We start from the raw sequence: 17,506 nt of genomic DNA, 5'->3' as shown, positions 1-17,506 counted from the left end.
AAACAAAGGAGGAACACCGAATGGAGAATTTTGTTGCAGAAGATTTTGATTACTATAAACGCACGATCGAAATTATGTATCAAAAATACTACAACAAACGAATTATTTTGGTTGTGGCAGCCTTAGTGATTATTGGTGCCTATACGGCTTTCTTTCAAGAGTTTATGCTTCTGAATGGACTGATGATCCTAGTCTTAATTGGTGCTCTGGTTTTTCTAATGGGACAAAGAGGGAATTTTTCCGAAGTTTATGAAGAATTCCTGCAGGTGAATCAACCGAATGCCAAGATTGATCAAATTGAGGAAGATGAATACAGCTATAACATCAATGACAATCAAAACGAGAAGGTGCGCATCAATAAAAATGGGGTACGTAATTTGCCTTCCAAAAATAAGCAATACACCATGATGGTGGGCTTTGAAAAGACATTCTTTGCTAGACAGCCACTGCAGATTATTTACTATGATATGCTGGATATTACATACGAAGAAAAATTTCGCCTCAAACGCAATGGCTATAATAGTACACCAAGATTTTTACGCCGCTTCAGCTTAGGCAATATCAAAGCCAGCATCGGCAATCTGTTTGGTTTCATTTTCGGGAATATTTTTATTCTCTTTATTGTTTTTCGCTTATTGCGCTACATTCTATCAATGCTGCGTTCGTTTATGTAAAAAGCAGGAATGAAAGTCTCTCAAAGTGAGTATCCAACTTTGAGGGACTTTTTATTTTAACAAGATGAGATCTGAATCAAAGTACTGTTCAATAAACGCAATCTGCTTAGCGATTTCTTCTTTTGACAGAATTGTTCCCGTTGGTGCTGCCACCCATTTGTCCTCTACGTCGTCTTTTCGAACAACCACGGCAATTACTTCCCCTATAAAGGATACAAGTTTTTCTGTTTCCAATAAAACATATACATCTTGAGCTTCCCCATCTCCTGCAATAATGCCTTCCACAAAGCCATAATTTACCGGATAGGTGGTACCATAAGAATCAAGATAGCCTAACGGTCGATCAATGGTTACGGTAGCTTTGAATCGTTTCATTTGTATCCCCCTCTGTTGTTCGACTTCTTTTATTTTAACAGAAAATTCAAAAGACTTTTGAAAGGTATTGACAAAGAGTTGGAAAGACATTATAGTATAAACGTAAATAGACCGGCGGTCGGTCGAGAGGAGGGAACCTATGAGAATCGTAAAGGAACATGAGACACGGCGAACAGAAATTATTGATACCGCCGAACAGCTTTTTCTAACCAAAGGCTATGAAAAAGCGACAATCAATGACATTCTAAAACAAATCGGAATTGCCAAAGGAACCTTTTACCATTACTTTAAATCGAAGGAAGAGGTTCTGGATGCGGTAATTATGCGAGTAGTAGACACCGATCGGCTGATTGCCCAAGAGGTTTTGAAGGCAGACGGTCGAAGTATAGATAAACTTTTATTATTTCTGCAAAAACAGTCAGCAGCTAATAATGAACAAAAAAGTGATTTGCTGGATCAATTTCAGCACACCGAAAATGCTCTAATGAAACAGCGGGCTCTAGAAGGGACGCTGCGTTATGTTTGTCCGGTACTTGCGGAAATTCTTGAAGAAGGCAACCAGCGTGGTGAGTTTTCAGCTGTTTATCCACTGGAAAGTGTTCAATTTTTAATTGCTGGTATCCAATCATTATCTGACGAACGAGTCATTGGTGAAGATCTGGAAATAATGCAGCGCAAGCTATTTTCTTTTGTGGAGTTTATCTTTCGCATCTTAGGTATAAACGAAGCTGATTTAGACAAGGAAAAAGTTACCCAACAATTTCTAAAAATGTTTACAAATTAAACTCAATCCTTACGGTTGAGTTTAAAAAATAGAAAAGAATAGACTGACGGTCGGTCTATGAAGGAGGAATTGTAGATGAATCATCAAAAAACAATCGAAGAATTATCTTATCGCAGTGGTGAATCACTAGAGACATGTGAAGCAGTCATGAAAGGCTATGAATTATATGCCGAGAATCATTTAAAAAAAGCCCGACGAAACAATTTAGAGGAAGTTGCTCAAGCTATTGCTGAGAACACAGGATTGGAAACTCGGACATGTGAAAATATTTTAACTCAATTTTTTGATCTATTTGCTGAAAGAATCCAATCTATCCCATTTTTCAATCGGCAAGGAAGAAAATGAAAGGATGACAGTCATCGTAGTTTTAAGAATGATCGTCCAAATAATTGAACCTATAATTAATCAGGAAGTCGGAAAATAATTTTTAGTCAAACACCTAAGTGAGATCCTAGCAGACGAAAAAATAGGAGGAAGAAAAAGATGAAAAAAATAATTATCGCAATTGCAGCAGTAGTGAGTTTAGGAATGGTGTCTCAGGTAGTGGAACGAACCATTGATGAAGAAGCGGTAAAGACTACCGTTCAGACCCATTTTAAAGAAACACCAGATAAGAAGGACGAAGAAACAATCAGTTTTGAAGAAAACAGTTTTAGTGAGTAGTTAGGATTTTAGAATATGTAATGAGGACCCGAGATAATTTGTCTGGGGTCCTCATTTTTACTTGGATGACAAATGTCATGGATAGTCATGACGAATACGACTTAATTGCTAGGGGGGATTTCGATAAACTAAGCCTATAAAAACGAAGCGAGGGAGTCACTTAGATGGATAAACTGATCAATGTAAAAAATATGAGTATCACTTTTAAACGAAAACAAGCACTTGAAAAAGTTAATTGTGAATTGGTTCAAGGAGAAGTGGTCGGTTTGGTTGGTCCAAACGGTGCCGGGAAAACGACGTTAATGAAGGCCTTAGTCGGGTTTGTTCCTATAAGCAAGGGGGAGATTCAACAAGCAAGAGGAACCACGATTGACGCCTTGATTGAACAGCCGGGACTTTATCCTTTTTTGTCAGGCTGGGATCACTTGCAGCTGTTTGTTGAGGATCAGCAAAATATAGCAGCAATTGATGGGCTAATTTCGTTATTGGACATGAATGAATTTATTGGTAAAAAGACTAAGGGCTATTCATTGGGAATGAAACAGCGGTTGGGAATTGCGTTAGCTTTCTTGAATCAGCCGCAGGTGGTTATTTTAGATGAGCCGATGAATGGTTTAGATCCTTATTCAGTTAAGCTATTGAAGAAAGCTATTTTGACCTACAAGGAAGCCGGAACAACTTTCCTAATTTCCAGCCACATACTTAGTGAATTGGAGCAATTAGTGGATCGTGTCTTGCTGTTAAAGGCAGGGAGATTAGTGGAAAATATAGAGCATCCGGAGTTATTAGAAAATTTTGAGGACGATCTATTAGCCAAATTAGCCTAAGGAGAATGATGAAAATGAAACGTGCAGTGAAGCAGGAGCTATTTAAACTAACGAAGCAACATGTGATCTTGAAACAAACCTTGAAAGTGAGTGGGCTAATTTTGCTCTTTGCAGTAGTAACCAAATTTGGGAATTTTGACATTCTATCGCCGAATAAATTAGTGAAAACTTGTTTTAATAGTGGGTGGTTAATTGTTTTTTTCATGGTCTATCAGACCAGTCAGACTTTCTCAATGGAATTTCGATTTGGAACAATTAAAAATCTGTTGCAAAAAAATCAGCAACGTCGGACAATTTTCTTTAGTAAACTAATTACTTTGGTAGGTTACTCAATTTATTTGAATCTAGTAGCGTTAGTTGTGACAATCAGTCTCAGCATGATTTTGTTTCCAGAAGTTTCACTAAAGCAAACAGAAGTAATTCGTACATTGTTTGCTAATTTGCTGGGAAATTTTGTTGGGATGTGGCTGTTTGCTAGTTTGTCATTAATGATTTCTTTGATCGTTACCAATGAATCGCTGGCAAGTATGTTGGGAATTGCGACTTATTTCTTGTCTTCAATGCTGGCAGGCATGCAATTTATGCTGTTGGATAAGTTCAGCTGGCTGCGTTGGAATCCGCTAAACATGTTGAATTTGAGTAATCAGTTAATCAACAACAGCATGGAAAAGCTGACGCAGCTAGCAACGAACGAATTATTAATTGGCAATATTGTGTATATTTTAGGCTTTCTCTTGGTTGCTGATGTAGTGTTTAGCCGAAAAAAGATCTAATTAATATGGTATTATACGTAAGTATTAGTCGAAATTGTGCAGAAAGGAGCAGCCATGAATAAAATCAGCTTATTTCCTAAGGGAGAGGTGCTTAGCTCCATTATCTGGATGTTATTTCTATTAATTCCCATTTTATCCCTAGTTCCTTTTGATACGTTTGAAAAAATGTTTTTAGGAGCACTAATGCTGCTGTTCTGCTGGTTTTACCGGAATGCCCTTTTTCAAGGAAGGTATTTTATTTATTGGTTGATAGGGCAATATCTAATTGCTGCGTTTTATGCTTTAGAACTGGGATATATTTATCTATTCATGTTTCCCGCTTGGCAATTGGGCTTTGGTTTTTCCAAGATAAAAAAATCGTCTTTTTGGTTGTTGTTCTTTGGTCAGCTGGGAATCATTTTACTGGGATTGTTTTTTGGGCCGATGGAGCATCCAGTTTTTGGAGGCAATCAGATGGCGATGTCGCTACCTTTCGGCTTGTTTACTATTATTGCCCCTTTGCCAGGCAGAGAGGTTCAGAAATCTATTGAGCAACGCAAACAATTGTATCAAGCTAATCAACGATTGGAGGCTGTGATTAAGGGAGAGGAACGCAATCGGATTGCGAGAGAATTGCATGATTCTTTAGGGCAATCATTGTCGGTGATGACACTCAAGCTTGATTTAGCTCAAAAGATTTTGACAAAAAATCCGCAAATGGTTTCGAATGAGCTTCAGGAAATCGAACAGCTTTCTCGCTCTACCTTAAAAACCGTTCGGGAAATTGTTTCAGATATGCGAAAACGTACAGTTCGGGAAGAGCTAATTGAAATAAATCAGGCCTTAACTACAGCAAAAATTATTTTGACTACTGAGAATGAGGAGCTGGCAAACGATCTGTCAGCCATGCAGCAAAATGAAATCAGCAGTGTTCTCCGGGAAGCCGTAACCAATATCATTCGTCACAGTAAAGCGACTTTTTGTACGATTGTTTTTTCAATTGATGCAGACTGGCTTAAGCTTTCGATTAAGGATAATGGGGTAGGTGTAAAGGAACTAATCGCTGGAAACGGGCTAACTGGAATGACCGAACGGATTGAAAAGATACAAGGCACACTTTACATACAGGAGGATCGAGGAACCTGGATTCGTATATCGGTTCCTTTGGAGGAGGCTTTAAATGATTAGATTACTGATTGCCGAGGATCAAGGACTGCTGTCATCGGCTTTAGCAATGATTTTGAATTTAGAGGATGATCTAGAGGTTGTTGGAACAGCCAAGGATGGGGCGGAAGCAGCAACTCTGCTGAAACAGATGCAGCCGGATATTTTATTAACCGATATTGAAATGCCTCACAAATCAGGCCTGGAGCTGGCAGAAGAATTGAAGGAAAGCTCAATCAAGGTAATTATTTTAACCACTTTCGCTCGGGATGGCTATTTCGAAAAATCAGTAGAGGCTAAAGTGTCGGCATACTTGCTGAAAGATACCCCCAGCGATGAATTAATTGAGCATATTCGTTCGGCGATAAAAGGCAAGGTGTATTACGAACCTTCTCTGATCACTGGCTACATGAACAATCAACGAAATCCTTTGACCCCAAAAGAGCAGGAGATTTTGACATTGATCGCCAAGGGAGCCACCTCAAAGGAGGTTTCTGCTCAGCTGTATTTAACGGATGGAACCATTCGCAACTATATCTCGGAAATTATTAGTAAATTAGGCGCCAAAAATCGAGTCGATGCTGCAGCAAAGGCTAGAGAAAATGGTTGGCTGTAAGTTAAAAGTCTGGAAGATCATGTAGTGACCCCAAAAAGTTAGACTTTTTCGGAGTGGAGAAATCCACTCCATTTTTCTGTCCTTTTATTGATGATTTTAGGCAACTTTTAATGCCGCTTCTCTAAATTGTACTGGACTCTGCCAGTTTAGTTTTCTCTTCATACGCTCATGATTGTAGTATTGAATATAGTCATCAATTGCTTGTTTCAATTCCTCAAAGCTATGATATTCTCTTCCGTGATAGATTTCCTGCTTCAACAGGCTGAAGAAATTCTCCATGATCGAATTATCCAAGCAGGTACCTTTACGAGACATACTTTGGAAGATCTTATGTTTTTTCAACGTATGATTATAAGCTTTCATTTGATAGGCCCAGCCTTGATCGGAGTGAAAGGTTCGTCGATAGAGGCAGTCATTTGTTGCTTGGATCGCTTCCTCTAAAGCTTCCATGATTGCCGATGCGTTCGGTTTCTCTGAAATGCGATAAGAAATAATCTCACTGTTGAACATATCTAAAAAAGGATCAAGATATAGCTTCTTTTCACGAATGATACCGGATTTGTCCGGTTCAAAATATTTTAGCTCTGTCGTATCTGTTGTAATCTTTTGATGGCAGATACTTGTGTAAAAGCGTCGATGAATTCGATGCTTCGCAATCGTACCGATTTTTCCACGATAAGAGTTATAGCGGCGGGATTTCCTCGTAAATGATCGGACTTCAATTTCCAGCTTTCGAATCAACCGTTGAACCTTCTTCTTATTTACAAGGAATCCCCGATTTCGCAATTCTTTTGTCATACGTAAGCAGCCATAATTCGTATGCTTTTCTCTTATTAGAAGCATTTCCTTTTCGATTTCCTGATCTGGATTTTTTCGATCAAACCGTTTTTGCCAATACATAAAGGTTGATTTAGGAAATTTCAAAGATTCAAGAAGCTCAACTAATTTGAATGATCCTCGGAGGCTGTCGATGATTCGTGCGATTGATTCTTTCGTCTTTGTTGGGCTTCCAGTTTTCGCAGCTTCCTCAATTCTTTTAAAAAGGCATTCTCGATCTGAAGGGAACGCACTTGTTTTTCCAATTCCTTGATGCGATCGCGTTCTTCCGGTGTTTCTTTCTTTGTTTTCTTCTCTTCTTTTTTCTTAGGCAAAATAGGTGGACGTCCTTTCGTTTTTGAGAGTCCACTCATTCCTTCTGCACGAAACATTCTCATCCAGTTGGCAATCAAAGCAGGATTATTCATCCCTAAATGATTCGCCACTTCGCGATAGGACAACTCAGTTGTTTGATATAACTCTATCGCATCCATCTTGAATTGAACAGAATAATTTTGATTTTGCCGTTTTCTAAAGAGTCCTTCTTCACCAAATTCTCGATAAGAATTTACCCAACGCCTCACTTGTATCTCATTCTTTACTGCGTATTTCTTTGCCAGATATCCATACCCTCCTTTCCCTTCTAAATACTCATGAATGATCTTTAACTTTAGTTCTAGACTATATTTAGCCATAAAAATACCGACCTCCAGAAGTTAGATTTTTGGTCTAACTTTTGGGGGTCGGTACATCATACACCAAATGATCTTCCAGACTTTTATTCGTAGTTGAGTGGAAACAGCCGCTGCTTGATCCAATCTTTGCATCGGCTTAATTGCCACAATATCTTTTGTTCGCTTAAAATTAATTTTTGATAAGCAGCGCTGCAGGTGCGCTTAAGCAAAGCGTGACGAAAAAGAAGGTGGCGTAGAAAGTCCAACAAGAGAACGGTGACACCGCCTGAAAATCCACAGTTGTAAAGATTAATGCCGGCGGTTAGAACATGAGCATGACGGGAAATCATTGCAAATACAGCACCTGATAGAATACCGGTCAGCAGACCATACTTTCTAGAAAAAGGTGACAAGGTGGCTGCAAAGAACAAGATAACAATAGTGGTTGTCGAAGTTACATCATGAAAAACAAACAATGAGGACAGCAGGACGCCGCAAGCTGGGAAGAAATAATAACGGAAACCAAAGTTGTACATACCGAAACCAGCAAAGGTTAAAAGGGTACCTACCAGCAAACCATTCAATGGAACCTGTAAAATTAAAGGGACCATCAAGCCGATTAAGCCATAGATTGAAAAACGAACTAGTTTTAACAGACTCAGTCGAACTCCTTTATGCAGTGCTTTATCAAACTTCAGGACATAGAGAGAATACATCAGTGGAGCAGTGAAAAGGATCAGTAAGAAGATCAATAGTGCCGAGCTGTGAGCAGCATTCAAGCGATGGGGAAGAATTCGGATGTTTAATAGGTTGCGGGTGGCAAAATTCCCTACGAATCCGATACAGCCGGCGGAAAAGCCCATATTGTAAAGGTTCATTTCTTTGGTATGTGCCTTTAAATAGTGAAAAACCGGAATACTGATATAGCCAATCACCAGACCAGCTACCAGGGCGATGAATTTGTTTTGGAGAAGAAATTGGCTAGGCGCTAGATAGATAATGCTGACCATTGGAGACAGGCAGGTGCTCAACAAGCCCATGACCAAGGATTCTTGTCTGGCTGCGGGTTTGTGATGCAGATATAGAAGACTTCCTAGAAGAATGGGGGCTGAATTGGCTAAATTTTTGCCAAAAAAAGAGAACCCGGAAAGCATCATGACAATGGGAATCGTTAAGGGACAAAAGCTGTGACGGTATTTTCTCAAAATAAACAGGCTCAGCAGAGTAAGCAGGCCGCTGTTGGTTAAGGCTGCTCCAGCCCCAGCAATCTCGACATAATCGCTAATCAGATTGCTGGGTGAGTGAATAATTTGGCTCATTCCTCGTATAATTGTTTCTGCGGGATAGAGCAAAATCGGTACACAAGTTAGCAGCAGGCCATACAGCAGCAGAAAGTTAAAAATTACCTGCTGTGATCGTGCGAACTCTTTTTTCTCCAGTCGTCCTCATCCTTTCTATCTAATCAATTTGAATAACTTTTACACCCATTTTTTGAATTTCCTTCAAGGTCTCTGGTGAACTGAATTGATCGGTGATCAAATAGTCAAAGACAGAAATGTCAGCAATTTTGAATTGGGAGGTTAAGCCAATTTTGCGATGGTCAGCTACTAATACTTTTCGTTTAATGGTGTGATTGATCATCAGCTCATTGATTTTCGCCTCATTTATAATTTTAGTGGTAACGCCGCTTTCCAGGCTGACACCGCTACAGCCGATAATACAGACATCTGCGTTCATGGATGAGATGGTATTCATGGCGATATCCCCCACCAAGGCTTCTTTAGGAAACCGCATTTCTCCACCAGTCAATATGTAATTGTAGTTGGCATTATGAGGCGAATAGTTAACTTTCAGATTATTCGTGACAATTGTTAAATGTTCCGAGTTCAAATAGTCAATCGTCTTTAAGGCAGTAGAGCTGGAGTTAATAAAGATTGTATCGTAATCCTGCACATGCTTGCTGGCCTCGCGAGCGATCGCCTGTTTGATTCGCTCCGGACCGGACTGATCGAAATCACGTTTGTTGTCGTAATTAAAAATGCAGTAGCCATATTTACGAATAATATCATTCTTTTCTTCTAACAGATTTAGATCTCGGCGAATCGTACTTAATGAAACGTCCAAAGCCTCTGCTAACTCCTGGGTTGTCATCTGATGATTGGCCTCTAGAATCTCCAGAATCTCGGCATGGCGTTTATCGATCGCAACTATCGAATTTTTCATACATGTCCCACCTTTTCCTGCAAAATTATCTCTTATAGAAGAAAACGTTTTATTTGATTCTATTATACAAGAAAATCAGCACTCGCGTTATAAAAAGTCATATAAAATTCAAACAATCATATAAAAGGGTTTTCACGACGCGTTTTACGATTTATGATTTATACATGGATCATAACAAAATCACGTCAGGAGAGATTTACAGATGAGCAAGCATGTTAACGAGGTTACAAAAGAGAATTGGATTCTTTCAACTTTTCCCGAATGGGGCACCTATTTGAATGAAGAAATTGAAAGTGAAGTCGTCGAAGCCGGTACTTTTTCTATGTGGTGGCTGGGCTGTACCGGAATTTGGTTGAAGAGTCATGAAGGGACAAACATCTTATGCGACTTGTGGTGTGGCACCGGCAAGCGTAGTCATGGAAACGGCATGATGAAAAAAGGCCATCAAATGATGCGGATGAGCGGTGTTCAAAAAATGCAGCCGAATTTGCGCACACAGCCATTTGTCATTGATCCTTTTGCAGTAAAAAATGTGGATGCTTTAGTAGTTACTCATATTCACTCCGATCATTTAGACATCAACACAGCAGCGGCAGTACACCAAAATTGTCCTGAGGCAAAATTTGTAGGGCCGAAGGAAGTTGTCGCAACGTGGCTAGGCTGGGGAATTCCAGAGGAAAAAACAATTGTTGTGAAGCCAGGAGACGAGGTAAAAATTAAGGATATCAACGTGGTTGCTTTAGAAGCCTTTGACCGAACAGCCTTAGTTACCTGTGAAGACCCAGAAGTTACTTTGAAGGGGAAAATGCCGCAGGATATGGATCAAATTGCGGTGAACTACCTATTTGAAACTTCTGGCGGTAATTTATATCATGCAGGCGACTCTCATTATTCCAATATGTTTGCCAAGCATGGCAATGAGCATAAAATTGATGTCTGTTTAGGTGCTTACGGCGAAAATCCACGAGGAATCACGGATAAAGTCACGTCAGTTGACATGCTGCGAATGGCAGAGTCTTTAAATACGAAGGTGGTCATTCCTGTTCATTATGACATTTGGGCGAATTTCATGGCTGATCCGAAAGAAATCACAGAAATTTGGAAATTCAAAAAGGATCGGTTACGTTACGAATTCAAACCGTATATTTGGCAGGTTGGCGGTAAATTTACTTATCCAACCAACAAGGACGACTTAGAATTCAATTTCTATCGCGGATTTGAAGATGCCTTCAGCGTTGAAAATGATACACCGTTTCCATCATTCCTATAGAAAAGAGGTAGAACCATGTTAACGTATTTTTACGACAATGAACTGATTCGTTACTCTGATAAAGAAATTACTGATTGGAAAGAAGCCATTGCTGAAAGCTGTCAGCTGCTGATGGACAAGGAAATTATTGATCAGCACTATGTAGATGAAATTATCCGCTGCGTTGAGGAGCACGGCCCTTATATCGTGATTGTTCCTCAGGTTGCCATGCCTCATTCTTCTGAGAAGAGTGAGGGGGTGTTTGGAACCGCCATTTCCTTTACTAAAATGAAGCAGCCAGTGACCTTTGAAAGCACGGATGGAGAAGAAAAAGAGGCACTCCTCTTCTTCACTTTGGCGGCAAAAAACGCAGAGGAACATATGGAAAATATCCAAAATCTATCTGAAATGCTGATGACAGACGGTTTGATCGACAGTCTGGCGGCTACTCATTCGATTGAAGACTATCAAGCGGTCATGGAACAATACCATCTATAGGGGGAGAAATAAATGGGGGATTTTTTGTTAAGTATTTGGACGTATTTTGCTGAGAACATTTTGACACAGCCAGCCTACTTGATTGGATTTATTGTATTGTTGGGGTACTTACTGCTGAAACGACCGATTTATGAATGTATCGCCGGCTTTTTGAAGGCGACAGTTGGGTATTTTATTTTGACGGTTGGTTCAGGCGGACTGGTTGGGAACTTTCGGCCGATTCTAGTCGGGTTGAAGGAACGGTTTAATCTAGATGCAATGGTGACAGACCCATATTTTGGTCAAAATGCGGTAGATGCGGGATTAATGGAAACTTTTGGTCGAACCTTCGGTGATGTAATGATTTTGCTATTAATTGCTTTTATCATGAATATTTTATTGGTTCGTTTCCAAAAATACACCAAATTACGTTCGGTCTTTACGACCGGGAATGTACAAATTCAACAGGCTGCTACAGCTTTCTGGATTCTATTGTTCTGTTTCCCGAATTTAGGCAGAGTGGAAGTATTAATTTTCATGGGATTAGTTCTGGGTTGCTACTGGGCAGTTGCTTCTAATTTAACAGTTGGTGTAACACAGGAATTGACAGAAGGTGCGGGCTTTGGGATCGCTCACCAGCAAATGTTTGGTATTTTTATCTTTGCGAAGCTGGCTGAATGGATGCGCAAACGGGATCAAAGGAAAAATAAAGCTGCGAATGTAGATAAGAAATTGGAAGACATCGAGCTGCCAGGCTTCCTATCCATTTTTAACGAGAATATGGTAGCGACTTCATTGTTAATGCTGTTTTTCTTTGGGATTATTTTAGTGGTATTAGGTCAAGATTATTTGGTTGAAGCTGAATTTATGGCAGAAGGTCAGAGCTTCTTATTCTATATTCTGACAACTTCACTGAATTTTGCGGTTTATCTAGCGATTTTACAATTGGGTGTACGGACCTTCGTCGATGAGTTGACTCAGTCCTTCCAAGGAATTTCCAATACGATTTTACCAGGTGCGGTACCTGGGATCGACGTGGCAGCAACGTTCGGCTTTGGTTCACCAAATGCTGTAACCATCGGCTTCTTGTTTGGTGCTTTAGGCCAATTCTTAATGATTGGACTATTAATTTTATTGAAATCACCAACGATCGTTATTGCCGGTTTCGTTCCATTGTTCTTTGATAATGCGGTAATTGCTGTCTTTGCTAACAATCGTGGCGGCTTTAAAGCAGCCTGTATCTTCCCGTTCATTTCAGGGATTATTCAAATTGGCGGCTCCGCTCTATTTGCAACCTGGATTGGATTATCACAATACGGTGGGTACCTGGGCATGTTTGACTGGGCAACCGCTTGGCCATTGTTTGCAGTCATTATGAAGTTCTTAGGCTATATCGGTGTCGCTGTAGTTGTAATTGGTTTACTGATTATTCCACAGCTGCAATACCGTAAAAATCCAGAAGGCTACTTCATGATTGTTGATGACTATGAGCAATACGCAGAAAAATTCTTGAATGACTAATGTAGGAAACTTGTCGGCCCAGCTTTGCCTGGGCCGCATAAAATAAAAACTAACCTAGGGGGATTTTAAAATGAGAATCTTAGTATCTTGTGCCAATGGATCAGGAACCAGCTTAATGATGATGAAGAGTGTGGAGAAAGCGATGAAGGAATTAAGTGTGCCAATTACCAAAATTCACCATTGTGCTCTTTCAGAAGGTAAAAGTTCGGCGGCACAATACGATGTTGTTTTTACACCAGTTAACTTCTTAAATATGTTTGACCAAGCAGTGAAGAAAGGCGTTACGGTCATTGGGATTAAAAATGTGATGTCGCCAAAAGAAATTAGTGAGAAGTTCGCTGAATCAGAACTATATCAAAAAATGGGTAAATAAGAGGAGTTTAGAATGAGTAAACCAAAGTTGCAAATTGCATTGGACCATAATGATTTAGAGCATGCCTTAGCAGATATTGTTAAGGTAGGAGAAATTGTCGATATTATTGAAGTAGGGACGATTCTTTGTCTGCAGGAAGGGCACAAAGCGATCAGCTGTATCCGCAGCATGTTTCCTGAGAAAACGTTAGTTGCTGATACGAAATGTGCCGATGCGGGTGGAACAGTGGCTAAAAATGTCGCAGATGCCGGTGCTGATTTTATGACGGTCATTTGCTGTGCTACGATACCCACGATGCAGGCCGCGCAAAAAGAAGTAAAGGAATTGCAGGTTGAGCTTTATGGTGATTGGACCTATGAACAGGCTGCTGCTTGGCGAGAAATCGGCATTAAGCAAGCCATCTATCATCAAAGCCGCGATGCCCTTTTATCAGGAGAAACCTGGGGCGAAAAAGATTTAACCAAAGTGAAAAAATTGATTGAAATGGGCTTTAATGTTTCTGTAACCGGAGGCTTGGATGTCGATACCTTGAAACTGTTTGAAGGGATGGCTGTGTACACCTTTATTACAGGGCGAGGAATCACCGCGGCACCAGATCCGGTGAAAGCAGCACAAGACTTTAAGGATGAAATTACTCGTATTTGGGGGCAGTAAGCATGGCTCAGATCGGAATTTATGAAAAAGCTTTACCAAAAGGAATCACTTGGCAGGAACGTTTTGCTTTGGCAAAAGAATTGGAGTTTGATTTTATCGAAATGTCGATTGATGAAACCGATGAACGCTTGGCACGGTTAGACTGGTCAGACGAACAACTTGCTCAGCTGCGAGAGGACATGTTTCAATCTGGTGTGAGAATTAATTCGATTTGCTTAAGTGGCCATCGCCGCTTTCCCTTTGGCTCCTCAGATCTTGAGAAGCAGCAAAAAGCCAAGGAAATAATGGATAAAGCCGTTCGTTTTGCTCATAAGCTGAGTATCAAGGTCATTCAAGTAGCTGGCTACGATGTCTATTATGAAGAAAAATCTGTGACTAGCCGGGAAGCCTTTATTGAGGGCATGAAGGAAAGTGTAAAGCAGGCTGCTAATTATGGTGTTATTCTTTCGATTGAGATTATGGACGATCCTTTTATGAACTCGATTGGGAAATTTTTGGAAATCAAACGACAGATTCGATCACCGTATTTACAGGTCTATCCAGATTTAGGCAATCTCTCTGCCTGGCCGGAAAACAACCCAGCCGTTGAACTGGAGGAAGGCATTGACTGTATCACTTCCATCCACTTAAAAGATACCTATCCGGTGACAGAGGATTCTGCTGGACAATTTCGGGATGTTCCTTTCGGAGAGGGCTGTGTGGATTTCCTTGGCTTGTTGAAGAATTTGAAGCGTCTGGATTATGATGGAACCTTCCTAATTGAAATGTGGAGCGAGAAAAGTTCAAATTTCAAAGAAGAAATTGAAGCAGCCAAAAACTATCTTTACCCTAAATTAAGAGAGGCGGGATACGATGTCGCGTGAAGAAATCATTCAAGAAATGAAGCAGCGAGTATTTGAAGCGAATCTAGAACTGCCTCAATACGGATTGGTGAAGCTAACTTGGGGAAATGTCAGTGAGATTAATCGAGACCTTGGGGTAATTGTCATTAAGCCAAGCGGTGTGAAGTATGAAAAGATGCAGGTGGATCAGATGGTAGTAACCGATTTAGCTGGAAATAGTCTGGAAGCTGACAGTATGAACCCTTCTTCCGACTTACCTACCCATGTGGTACTGTATCAGGCTTTTGAAGAGGTGAATGCGATTGTTCATACCCATTCTACTCATTCAGTGATGTGGGCTCAGGCAGGAAGAGATTTACCTGCTTACGGAACTACTCACGCTGATGCTTTTTATGGTACGATTCCTTGTACTCGGCAGTTAACAGAGAAAGAAGTTCAGGAGGCCTATGAAATCAATACGGGTCATGTGATTGTAGAAACCTTTAATGAACGAAGCGTAAAAGCCAAGGAAGTTCCGGGGGTTCTAGTCTATGGGCATGGGCCGTTTACTTGGGGAGACTCGCCCATGAAGGCAGTGGAGAACAGCTTGATTTTGGATGAAATTTGCCTAATGGCGAAAGAAAATGAGCAGATTAATCCTAAAATAAAGGCAATCCCACAATATTTGCTGGATAAGCATTATTTTAGAAAACACGGAGAAAAGGCCTATTACGGGCAAGGTTAATAGAGGAGTGAACCACTTAAGCGCGGAGGCTTAGGTGGTTTTTTAGCGAAAAAACTGCCTGCCGAAAATGGCAGACAGTTCAGTGATTTAACTGAATTGTTTTTTATCTAAGAAATCACGGACGATCCGCATCTTTTTCCGCGAAACCGCACAGCGCTGTCCATTGTTCATGGTGACCTCCAGCATTTCTTTATCGAGGGAGCGGACATTGTCTAAATTAACCACATAAGACTTATGAATCCGTTCAAAGTTTTTACCAAGATCGACCATTTCCTTGATTGCACCATAGAAATGAATTCTGCCAGTCATTGTGTGGATATAGAGAACATGTGGTTTGTGAGAAGTTTCGAAATATAGAATATCTTTGTAGTTGACGTATCGTTCACTTTTACCATTTCGAATTAGAAACTGTTCACGTTTTTCTGGCTGGATTTGCTGCTTAACAAAGATAGAATCCAAGCATTCGGTAATTGATTCCATTAGTTGTCCAGGATCGTCCTTTACGATGAAATCTAGGGCTTCAACCTTGTATTTAAAGATCAAAGGAACCGTTTCATCATGTGTGGTAACGAAGACAATTTTTCCTAAGGTATCGTATTCTCGAATCTTTTTGGCTAAAGTAACGCCGTCCATCTCGTTCTCACCCAGATCAATATCCAGAAAATAAATTCCAGTGGTATCAGGGTTTTCTTTGAGGTAGTCTAAGACAGCAGCAGGCTTGTCAGTCGATAACGCAATGTGCGCATCTAACTCTTTGATCATAATCTGCTTGTCAATGTATTCGTGGTAAAATTCCCGTAATGGTGCTTCGTCTTCACAAATGAAAATCTTCATCATACTAACGCCCCCTTAAAAAACAATTTTTTGAATAAAGTAATGATCGACAATTTCAGTTTCCAACAAAAAGTCGGCTTCTTCCATGATCTCCTGCAAATTGCTTAATCCAATGCCGCGATTTTGCCCTTTGGTTGAATAGCCCTTTTCTTCCAGCTGGTACAGCGGTGGTATATCTTCTGAACAGCTATTCTTAACAATAACTACGTTGCTGCCATCGTTTTCGAACACGGCAATCTGCAATTCACCGCGGTCAAGCTCGCTTAGAGCATCAATGGCATTATCTAAAATGATTCCCAAGGCACGAACCAATGGAATTTCATTTTTCTCTTCAACATAGAAATTCTTGTCAATTTCCAGTATCAGGTTTACTTTCTCACTTTCAATTATACTCAATTTTACATAAAAAATACTGCGTAAAGCCAAATTTTGAATTTTTGTCAGCTTACTAAGCTGAGTATTTGTGCTGTTAAGACTTTCAGAACTATGCTTGATTTGAGTATAATAGTAGTTTTTCAGTTCTTCAAATTTATTTTCCTGAAAATAGGTGTCCATACTCAGCAAAATATTTTGGTAATCATGCTTAAACTTGCGAACCTCTTCTGCATTCTTTTCAATAGTTTTTAAATAAGCAAGTTGATTCTCAAAGATCGCTTTCTTGCTTTCAGCTTCGAGACGCATTGACTCGCTGCGTTGGGCTAAAAGGACAATAGCAGCCAAGAATAAAAATAAAGCAAGAAGAACATCTTCAAGTATCTTAGTAATAACAGTTTCGTTATTAGGTATAGTCAGCTCAACTAAGTACTCGTTCTTCAATATTTCAAAGAAAAAAAACAAAAAGATCATTAGTAACATAAGTTTTACTTTGGGATACTTTTTTTGAACAATAACTATAGTCTTTTTTTCTAGAACAGCAAGTATTACAGTAATGAGTATAGAAATAAGACTTCCTATGGAGAAGGATATCAACAAAGATTCAGGATTAGTCTTATAAATAGTATTTGTCAAGAATGTGGTCAAGTCATCATTTACGAAAATCATGGAGCTATATATACCAGCTAAGAGGGGATCTCGTTCAGAATAATAAAATGAAACTAAAAAACAGAAAAACAAGACAATTAGCTTTAAAGTCACACTAGAAAAAGGTATGAACATTCTGATAACTACAGTCAGTGTGGTTATTAGAATTATATCGGTATATATATATTTCGATTTGAATATGAATAAAGAGAACAGCATAGGTAAAGTACCCAAAGTAATTAAA

20 protein-coding genes and 1 pseudogene are annotated in these 17,506 nt (G+C 39.8%); 15 read left to right on the top strand and 6 right to left on the bottom strand.

Annotated features, from left to right (window positions below; translation table 11 throughout):
• The first annotated feature begins 20 nt into the window (after positions 1-20).
• Positions 21-674, top strand: a complete 654-nt coding sequence (locus IGI46_RS01040; protein ID WP_429964503.1) for a hypothetical protein — start codon at positions 21-23, stop codon at positions 672-674.
• 51 nt (positions 675-725) lie between these two features.
• On the opposite strand, the gene IGI46_RS01035 is transcribed toward IGI46_RS01040, so the two are convergent.
• The gene (locus IGI46_RS01035; RefSeq protein ID WP_429964502.1) at positions 726-1,049 is read right to left on the bottom strand and encodes an inorganic pyrophosphatase; all 324 of its coding nucleotides are present in this window, start codon (positions 1,047-1,049) and stop codon (positions 726-728) included.
• Positions 1,050-1,188: 139 nt separating this feature from the next.
• On the opposite strand from IGI46_RS01035, the gene IGI46_RS01030 reads away from it, so the two are divergent.
• The 7 genes from IGI46_RS01030 to IGI46_RS01000 all read left to right on the top strand — a co-directional run bounded on the left by IGI46_RS01030 (position 1,189) and on the right by IGI46_RS01000 (position 5,855).
• Complete coding sequence (locus IGI46_RS01030) at positions 1,189-1,833, top strand: TetR/AcrR family transcriptional regulator (protein WP_429964501.1); 645 nt, start codon at positions 1,189-1,191, stop codon at positions 1,831-1,833.
• Positions 1,834-1,908: 75 nt separating this feature from the next.
• On the top strand, positions 1,909-2,178 hold the full coding sequence (locus IGI46_RS01025; RefSeq protein ID WP_429964500.1) for a hypothetical protein: 270 nt from the start codon (positions 1,909-1,911) through the stop codon (positions 2,176-2,178).
• Positions 2,179-2,316: 138 nt separating this feature from the next.
• Positions 2,317-2,496: a hypothetical protein gene (locus IGI46_RS01020; RefSeq protein WP_429964499.1), complete on the top strand. Its 180-nt coding sequence runs from the start codon at positions 2,317-2,319 to the stop codon at positions 2,494-2,496.
• Positions 2,497-2,660: 164 nt separating this feature from the next.
• Positions 2,661-3,323, top strand: coding sequence for an ABC transporter ATP-binding protein (locus IGI46_RS01015; protein ID WP_429964498.1), 663 nt, complete (start codon positions 2,661-2,663; stop codon positions 3,321-3,323).
• 14 nt (positions 3,324-3,337) lie between these two features.
• Positions 3,338-4,096, top strand: a complete 759-nt coding sequence (locus tag IGI46_RS01010; protein WP_429964497.1) for an ABC transporter permease — start codon at positions 3,338-3,340, stop codon at positions 4,094-4,096.
• 54 nt (positions 4,097-4,150) lie between these two features.
• Positions 4,151-5,263, top strand: a complete 1,113-nt coding sequence (locus IGI46_RS01005; RefSeq protein WP_429964496.1) for a sensor histidine kinase — start codon at positions 4,151-4,153, stop codon at positions 5,261-5,263.
• Positions 5,256-5,855, top strand: a complete 600-nt coding sequence (locus IGI46_RS01000; RefSeq protein WP_429964495.1) for a response regulator — start codon at positions 5,256-5,258, stop codon at positions 5,853-5,855. Before IGI46_RS01005 ends, IGI46_RS01000 begins: the two co-directional genes overlap by 8 nt.
• Before the next feature lie 96 nt (positions 5,856-5,951).
• On the opposite strand, the pseudogene IGI46_RS00995 reads toward IGI46_RS01000, so the two are convergent.
• From IGI46_RS00995 to IGI46_RS00985, 3 genes and pseudogenes are all read right to left on the bottom strand, one after another.
• Positions 5,952-7,366: pseudogene (locus IGI46_RS00995) on the bottom strand (IS3 family transposase).
• Between the two features lie 83 nt (positions 7,367-7,449).
• Positions 7,450-8,697, bottom strand: coding sequence for a DUF1576 domain-containing protein (locus IGI46_RS00990; protein WP_429964494.1), 1,248 nt, complete (start codon positions 8,695-8,697; stop codon positions 7,450-7,452).
• Between the two features lie 106 nt (positions 8,698-8,803).
• Positions 8,804-9,568 (bottom strand): DeoR/GlpR family DNA-binding transcription regulator, encoded by a 765-nt coding sequence (locus tag IGI46_RS00985; protein ID WP_429964493.1) that lies wholly within the window; start codon positions 9,566-9,568, stop codon positions 8,804-8,806.
• Between the two features lie 202 nt (positions 9,569-9,770).
• On the opposite strand from IGI46_RS00985, the gene ulaG reads away from it, so the two are divergent.
• From ulaG to IGI46_RS00950, 7 genes are all read left to right on the top strand, one after another.
• Positions 9,771-10,838 carry an L-ascorbate 6-phosphate lactonase gene (gene ulaG / locus IGI46_RS00980; protein WP_429964492.1) on the top strand — a complete coding sequence of 356 codons (1,068 nt, stop codon included), beginning with the start codon at positions 9,771-9,773 and terminating at the stop codon, positions 10,836-10,838.
• Positions 10,839-10,853: 15 nt separating this feature from the next.
• Entirely contained in the window at positions 10,854-11,315 is a 462-nt protein-coding gene (locus tag IGI46_RS00975) for a PTS sugar transporter subunit IIA (protein WP_429964491.1), read from the top strand.
• 12 nt (positions 11,316-11,327) lie between these two features.
• Complete coding sequence (locus tag IGI46_RS00970) at positions 11,328-12,815, top strand: PTS ascorbate transporter subunit IIC (RefSeq protein WP_207702788.1); 1,488 nt, start codon at positions 11,328-11,330, stop codon at positions 12,813-12,815.
• Positions 12,816-12,885: 70 nt separating this feature from the next.
• Positions 12,886-13,188, top strand: a complete 303-nt coding sequence (locus tag IGI46_RS00965) for a PTS sugar transporter subunit IIB (RefSeq protein WP_429964490.1) — start codon at positions 12,886-12,888, stop codon at positions 13,186-13,188.
• Between the two features lie 12 nt (positions 13,189-13,200).
• Positions 13,201-13,842: a 3-keto-L-gulonate-6-phosphate decarboxylase UlaD gene (locus tag IGI46_RS00960; RefSeq protein ID WP_207702790.1), complete on the top strand. Its 642-nt coding sequence runs from the start codon at positions 13,201-13,203 to the stop codon at positions 13,840-13,842.
• A gap of 2 nt (positions 13,843-13,844) precedes the next feature.
• The gene (locus tag IGI46_RS00955; protein ID WP_429964489.1) at positions 13,845-14,705 is read left to right on the top strand and encodes an L-ribulose-5-phosphate 3-epimerase; all 861 of its coding nucleotides are present in this window, start codon (positions 13,845-13,847) and stop codon (positions 14,703-14,705) included.
• On the top strand, positions 14,695-15,408 hold the full coding sequence (locus tag IGI46_RS00950; RefSeq protein WP_429964488.1) for an L-ribulose-5-phosphate 4-epimerase: 714 nt from the start codon (positions 14,695-14,697) through the stop codon (positions 15,406-15,408). Before IGI46_RS00955 ends, IGI46_RS00950 begins: the two co-directional genes overlap by 11 nt.
• A gap of 87 nt (positions 15,409-15,495) precedes the next feature.
• Here the strand turns inward: IGI46_RS00950 and IGI46_RS00945 are convergent, their stop codons facing one another.
• Positions 15,496-16,245 (bottom strand): LytR/AlgR family response regulator transcription factor, encoded by a 750-nt coding sequence (locus IGI46_RS00945; RefSeq protein WP_429964487.1) that lies wholly within the window; start codon positions 16,243-16,245, stop codon positions 15,496-15,498.
• A gap of 12 nt (positions 16,246-16,257) precedes the next feature.
• Entirely contained in the window at positions 16,258-17,058 is an 801-nt protein-coding gene (locus IGI46_RS00940; protein WP_429972675.1) for a sensor histidine kinase, read from the bottom strand.
• Between the last annotated feature and the right edge of the window lie 448 nt (positions 17,059-17,506).

Origin of the sequence: Enterococcus sp. AZ163 (assembly GCF_050498925.1) — a bacterium.
Lineage (GTDB): Bacteria > Bacillota > Bacilli > Lactobacillales > Enterococcaceae > Enterococcus_A > Enterococcus_A ferrettii.
This window is presented reverse-complemented; position numbering and strand designations above follow the sequence as displayed.